Source organism: Bradyrhizobium sp. P2_E8 (genome assembly GCF_056403875.1).
This window is the reverse complement of record NZ_JBFUES010000538.1, coordinates 1-5111: the sequence shown is the minus strand read 5'-3', so window position 1 is coordinate 5111 and position 5111 is coordinate 1. Positions and strand designations below refer to the sequence as shown.

Sequence of the window (5111 nt, the reverse complement as noted above, 5' to 3'; positions counted from 1 at the left end):
GCAGGACGCTGTCGACGAGCAGCGAGCCGATGCCCGGCCAGGAGAACAGTTTTTCGACGACGACCGCCTGCCCCATCAGCGCGCCGAACTGCAGGCCCATTGTCGTGAGAATCAGGACGAGCGCGTTGCGCATCACGTGCCACTTCACGACCCTGGTCTCGCTCATGCCCTTCGAGCGGGCCGTGCGGACGAAGTCGGCCGTCATGATCTCGAGGACCGCCGCGCGCGTCGTCCGAGCCAGCAGCGCCATCGGCGAGACGCCGAGCGTCACGGCCGGCAGGATCAGATATTTGAGGCCGCCATCGCCATAGCCGAAACTCGGCAGCCAGCCGAGTTTCAGCGCGAACAGGTACATCAGCAGCAGTCCGAGCCAGAACTTGGCCATCGAAAGTCCCGACACCGCCACGACCATCGCTGCGCTGTCGACGATACCACCCGGCCGCAAGGCCGCGACGAAGCCGAGCGGCACGCCGACCACGACCGCAAATGCCATGGACGCGAAGATCAGTTGCAACGTCGGCCCCATCCGCTTGGCGATCATGGTCGTGACCGGCTCGCGCGTCCGGAACGACGTCCCGAAATCACCGGTGGCGAGCTTCGCGACATAGGCGCCGAACCGCATGTAAACGGGCTCGTCGAGTCCGAGCTGCTTTTTCATGCGCGCCTCGACCTGCGGGTCGCTGTCATCGCTCATGGTCGAGATGATGCTGCCCGGAACGACGCTGAACAGCACGAAGACCAGCATCACGACGGCCAGTACGGTCGGAACGGTTTGCAGGAGTCGACGGATCAGGAAGGAGAGCATCGGCACTTTTCCTCTCTCCCTCCATCTGACGTCACGATGGAGGGAGCGCGATAGCGCATGTCACTTCGCGGGCGAGGTCTCGTCGACCCAGAGGTCCTCGACGTTCTGATGGGTCAGCTCCGTCGCGTTTAGCTGAATTCCCTTGAGCCAAGGCTGCACGGCCATGACCGCCTTGTTGTAGTTGAAGAACCAGACCGGCGCCTCTTCATAGAGCAGCGCATTGGCCTTTTGCAGCAGCTGGCCGCGCTTTGCGGCGTCGTCGGTCTGCCCGGCCTCGTCGATCAACTTGTCGAAGTCTGCGTTCTTGAAGTTCATGTAGTTGCAGGCCGATTGGGGCGTCGACGAGTGGAAGCATTTAAGGGCGGCCTGCGGATCCGGGCCGGACTGCTGGGAGTAGACAAACGCCTGGTAGTCGCCGCTGCGGACCACCTCCGCCAGAATCGCGGTCTCGACCTGCTTGACCTTCGCCTTGATGCCCACCTTGTCCAGCATCGGGATGACGGCCGTGACGATCGGCAGGCCCCAGCTCTCGTTCTGGCTGGTGGTCCATTCGAACTCGAAGCCTGAGGGATAGCCTGCATCGGCAAGCAGCTGCTTGGCCTTGGCGGGATCGTAGGCGTAGGGTTTCATGGTCTTGTCGTAGAGCGGCGAGGTCAGCGGCAGCCAGCTGGTGGCGCGATAGGCCTTGTTCTTGACCAGCTTGTTGATGATCAGGTCGGTGTCGATCGCATAGTTGATCGCCTGCCGGACGCGCTTGTCGGTGAACGGCTTGAAGGCGGGGTTCATCCCCATGTAGCGCGTGAAGACCTCGGCGACCTCGACGATGGTGCCCTTGAGGTCCGCGTCGGATTGATAGGCGACATACTGCGCAGGTCCCAGCACCGAAGTGTCGATCTCCTTGTTGCGGAAGGCGACATCGCGGGCCGCGGCCTCGCCCATGACCGATACGATGACCTTGTCGGCGTAGGGCTTGCCGGGCTTGTAGAACCGGTCCCACCGTTCGAGCACAATGCGCGATCCCGGCACGTGCTCGACGAACTTGAACGGTCCAAGACCGATCGGTTTCTGGATAAAGCCCTCCTTGGCGGCCTCGTCGGCGGGATAGATCGAGGTCAGCGCGGTGAAGAGGTAGAAGCCCGGATCGACCTTCTCGGTCAGCTTCATTTCGAGGGTGAAGTCGTCGATCTTCTTCAGGCCGGAAATTTCCTTGGCCTGGCCCTTCTCGACCGCGGCGGCGCCCTCGATCACGCGGACATAGCGCGCGCCTGGGTAGGCCTTGGCGCCGTCCATGATGCGGTTGTAGGACCAGATGACGTCGTCGGCGGTCATCTTGCGGCCATTGTGGAAATAGGCGTCGTCGCGAAGCTTGAAGGTGTAAACGAGACCGCCGCCCGAGACGACGACCTCCTTGGCAAGCTCCGGAACCGGCTTTCCTTCCGCGGAATCCCAGATGTAGAGCGAGCGATGCAGCGCCTTGGCGTAGATCTCGTCCTGGGCGCGCTGGGTGGTGTGAATGTCCAGGCTGGTGAAACTCGAGCCATAAGGCGCGGTCATGCGGATGGTTCCGCCCTTGCGCGGTGTCTGAGCCTCTGCTGATCCGGCGAGCGCCAGTCCCAAGCCCGCGACGATCGCAATCATCCTGAACATCATGGTCCCTCCGACAATGCAGGCGTATTCCAGTCAGCGAGTTGACCATCCGCAGCACGTCGAGCGCAAGCTCCTCTTTTCGTCTTGGATGCCGCAGTTCCTTGCAACGCATCCTCCAAGACGCCCGCCCCGGGGGCAAAGCCCTCAGGATGAGGCCGTGCTCTGCGGCGAGACCTTCAATCCATCGAGAATCGGAAGCGGAAACAACGATCTACGAACGGTGAACGCCTTGCGCGATCGATGCGACCAAGCTCAGGACAAGGGCCTTGGCCCGAAGATCTGGTCGCGATGGGAATCCGGACATGAAAAGCCGAACGCTAGGTGCTTTGCTTATCGGCGGACTGGTCGCCGCGACGGCCGTGCTGGCAAGCCCGGTCGCGGCCAGCCTCGGCCGGTACAGCGAGGCGGACAGCATCCGGTTCGGCTGGAGTCGCACCACCGGCGTGAACGACTATCTTGACGAAACGGGGTGGGCGGTCCGGGGCCATGACACTCCGGATAATTTCGTCGAACGACTGCTCAGCATCCCCGTCGGAGCGGTCGCACGGGGCGCTGGTGCGGGTTTCGAAGCCAGGGTTTCCCAAGGCACCGGTCTGCCACTGCCAGAAAGCTGGAGCATCGCCACGGCGAAGAATTCGCCGTTCATCACGTCGGTCTACGCCGAGACCCCGCGCGATCTCGCAGCGGTGCTCGGCTTCTATCGCGCCGAGCTCGGCAAGCGTGGCTGGATCGAGACGGTGGTCGAACCAGACCGGGCCGTGATCACCTTCACGACGGTCCGTGGACCGGTCCTGCTCCGGCTTTCCCGTCAGAACGACAGGACAATCGCCGAACTTTCGCTGCGCAAGCCGGGTATCGCGAATGCCGGCCTCCTGCCGAGGCCGAGGCAGGCAAAGCTGATGCTCGGCAACAAGTCGGACGAGGGGGCGGTCATCACCGTCGCCGACCAGACCATCAAGCTGGCGGCGCACGCMGGCGAGAAACTGGCGCACTCCGACTCCGCCGCATCCGAAATACCGGACAGCCAAAAGATCGATCTGCCRCCCGGCAAGTACAAGGTCACCCTCAAGGTCGAGGGTGGCACGGTCCAGATCCGGGAGTTCGAGGTCGCGGCCAACGAGACCTGGGGTCTGCTGGCCGGCACAGACGGCGTCCTGCTGCCGATGCGGCTCTATTGAAGCGCATCGGCCTTTAGCCGTTCGCAAACTCCGGCATCCAGTCCCGCAGCTTTCGCGCGGCGCCGGTGACGTCGGCGATCGATGGGAAGGCCCCCGCCTCCACCATCATCGCCCGCGCCAGCCGCACGGCGCGCGCCTCGCTGATCGCCCGCCTCCGCGGATCCTCGATCTGCTCGAAATCGATGTTGTGGGCGAGGCCGAAGATGCGGCGGATGGTTTTGGCCGCGGCGAAGCCGACCGCATCGGCGAACAGKCGCTGCATGTAGGCCTGCCGCTCGGCCTCCAGCCGCGCCGCGCCCGTCTCGCCGGCGAAGAGCGAGGCCGGATAGGCGTCACCGGCGGCTCCGGCGCGCCAGAGATCGAGGAATTTGCGGGCGAACTCGTTCCAGACCTGCTCGACCGTTTCCAGCACCCAGCCCTCGAACGCAGCCCGTTCGCCCGGCGCGCGCTCGTGACCGGCGGAGGCGAAATAGGCCATCAGCAGATTGGCCAGCACGGCGCCGACGTCGAACCCCATCGGGCCGTAGAATGCGAATTCCGGGTCGATCACCCGCGTCTGGCTGTCGGTGACCATGATCGAGCCGGTGTGGAGATCGCCGTGGAGCAGTGCCTCGGGACTTGCCATGAACTTCAGCTTCAGCCGGGAGATGGCGACGTGCAGGTCCATGTCGTCACGCAACGACGCTGCCAGGCCGTCGAGGTAAGGCGCGGTCCAGCGGTTCTGCTCGGCGATGCGGTAGGGATCGGTGAAGATCAGATCCTCGGTGATCTTGCACAGCGCATGGTTGCCGGCGAAGGCGGCGATGCCCTCCTTCTTCTCGGCCGCGGAGAGCGCGAGGTCGGACGTGAAGAACAGCGTCCGCGCCATGAAGGTGGTGATGTCGCCCGCAAAGCGCGGATATTGCGCTGCCGCGACCAGCCCCTTGCGCATGATGATGTGGGGCTCGAGCAGCTCCATCACCGTCAGCGCCAGTGTCTCGTTGTGGTGCAGCAGCGCCGGCACGAGGCCGGGCGCGAGGTCAGCCTGCTTTGACAAGGCGAGATATTCGTAATGAGCCCGCGACAGCGGCAGCGGCCAGCTCTCGCCGACGAGGCGGACATAGGGCAGCGCCTGCTTCACGGCGACGCCGCCGCGATCGCCCTTGACGATGAAAACGAGATTGAGATTGCCGTCACCGACCTCGGTGATCGACCAGGACACCGGCTCAGCGCCGAGCAGCGCCACGAGATCCGGCAGACCCGCGAGATAATCCCGCAAGGCCGCCTCATGCAGAATCCGGTAATCCCCCCGCCCCTCGGTCATGACGATCCCATCCCATGCTTGGCATGGCCGGATCGTTACTCCCGTTCCAGGAAGCTCGAGCCGATCCCGGCCTTTCTTTTGATGGGATCGTAATCACAATAGACGCCGTCCGCCAACAGCGTGTAGCTGGCGCTGACGTTGTATTTGTCCAGCTTGACCGAATTCAACCCGATCACCG

General features: G+C 63.8%; 4 protein-coding genes. 1 reads left to right on the top strand and 3 read right to left on the bottom strand.

Annotated elements, in window-relative coordinates; genetic code table 11:
- Positions 1-805, bottom strand: an 805-nt coding sequence (locus AC1D00_RS25860) for an ABC transporter permease (protein WP_477012600.1), incomplete at its 3' end; no start/stop codon positions are given.
- Positions 806-865: 60 nt separating this feature from the next.
- Positions 866-2455 carry an ABC transporter substrate-binding protein gene (locus AC1D00_RS25855; protein WP_135176004.1) on the bottom strand — a complete coding sequence of 530 codons (1590 nt, stop codon included), beginning with the start codon at positions 2453-2455 and terminating at the stop codon, positions 866-868.
- 356 nt (positions 2456-2811) lie between these two features.
- On the opposite strand from AC1D00_RS25855, the gene AC1D00_RS25850 reads away from it, so the two are divergent.
- Entirely contained in the window at positions 2812-3630 is an 819-nt protein-coding gene (locus tag AC1D00_RS25850) for a hypothetical protein (RefSeq protein WP_477012599.1), read from the top strand.
- Between the two features lie 13 nt (positions 3631-3643).
- On the opposite strand, the gene mtnK is transcribed toward AC1D00_RS25850, so the two are convergent.
- Complete coding sequence (gene mtnK, locus AC1D00_RS25845; RefSeq protein ID WP_477012598.1) at positions 3644-4933, bottom strand: S-methyl-5-thioribose kinase; 1290 nt, start codon at positions 4931-4933, stop codon at positions 3644-3646.
- Positions 4934-5111 lie beyond the last annotated feature (178 nt).

What these genes read in the sequence shown, in the direction of transcription:
- AC1D00_RS25855 (WP_135176004.1), bottom strand. Translation starts at nt 2,455, where the DNA reads ATGATGTTCAGGATGATTGCGATCGTCGCGGGCTTGGGACTGGCGCTC.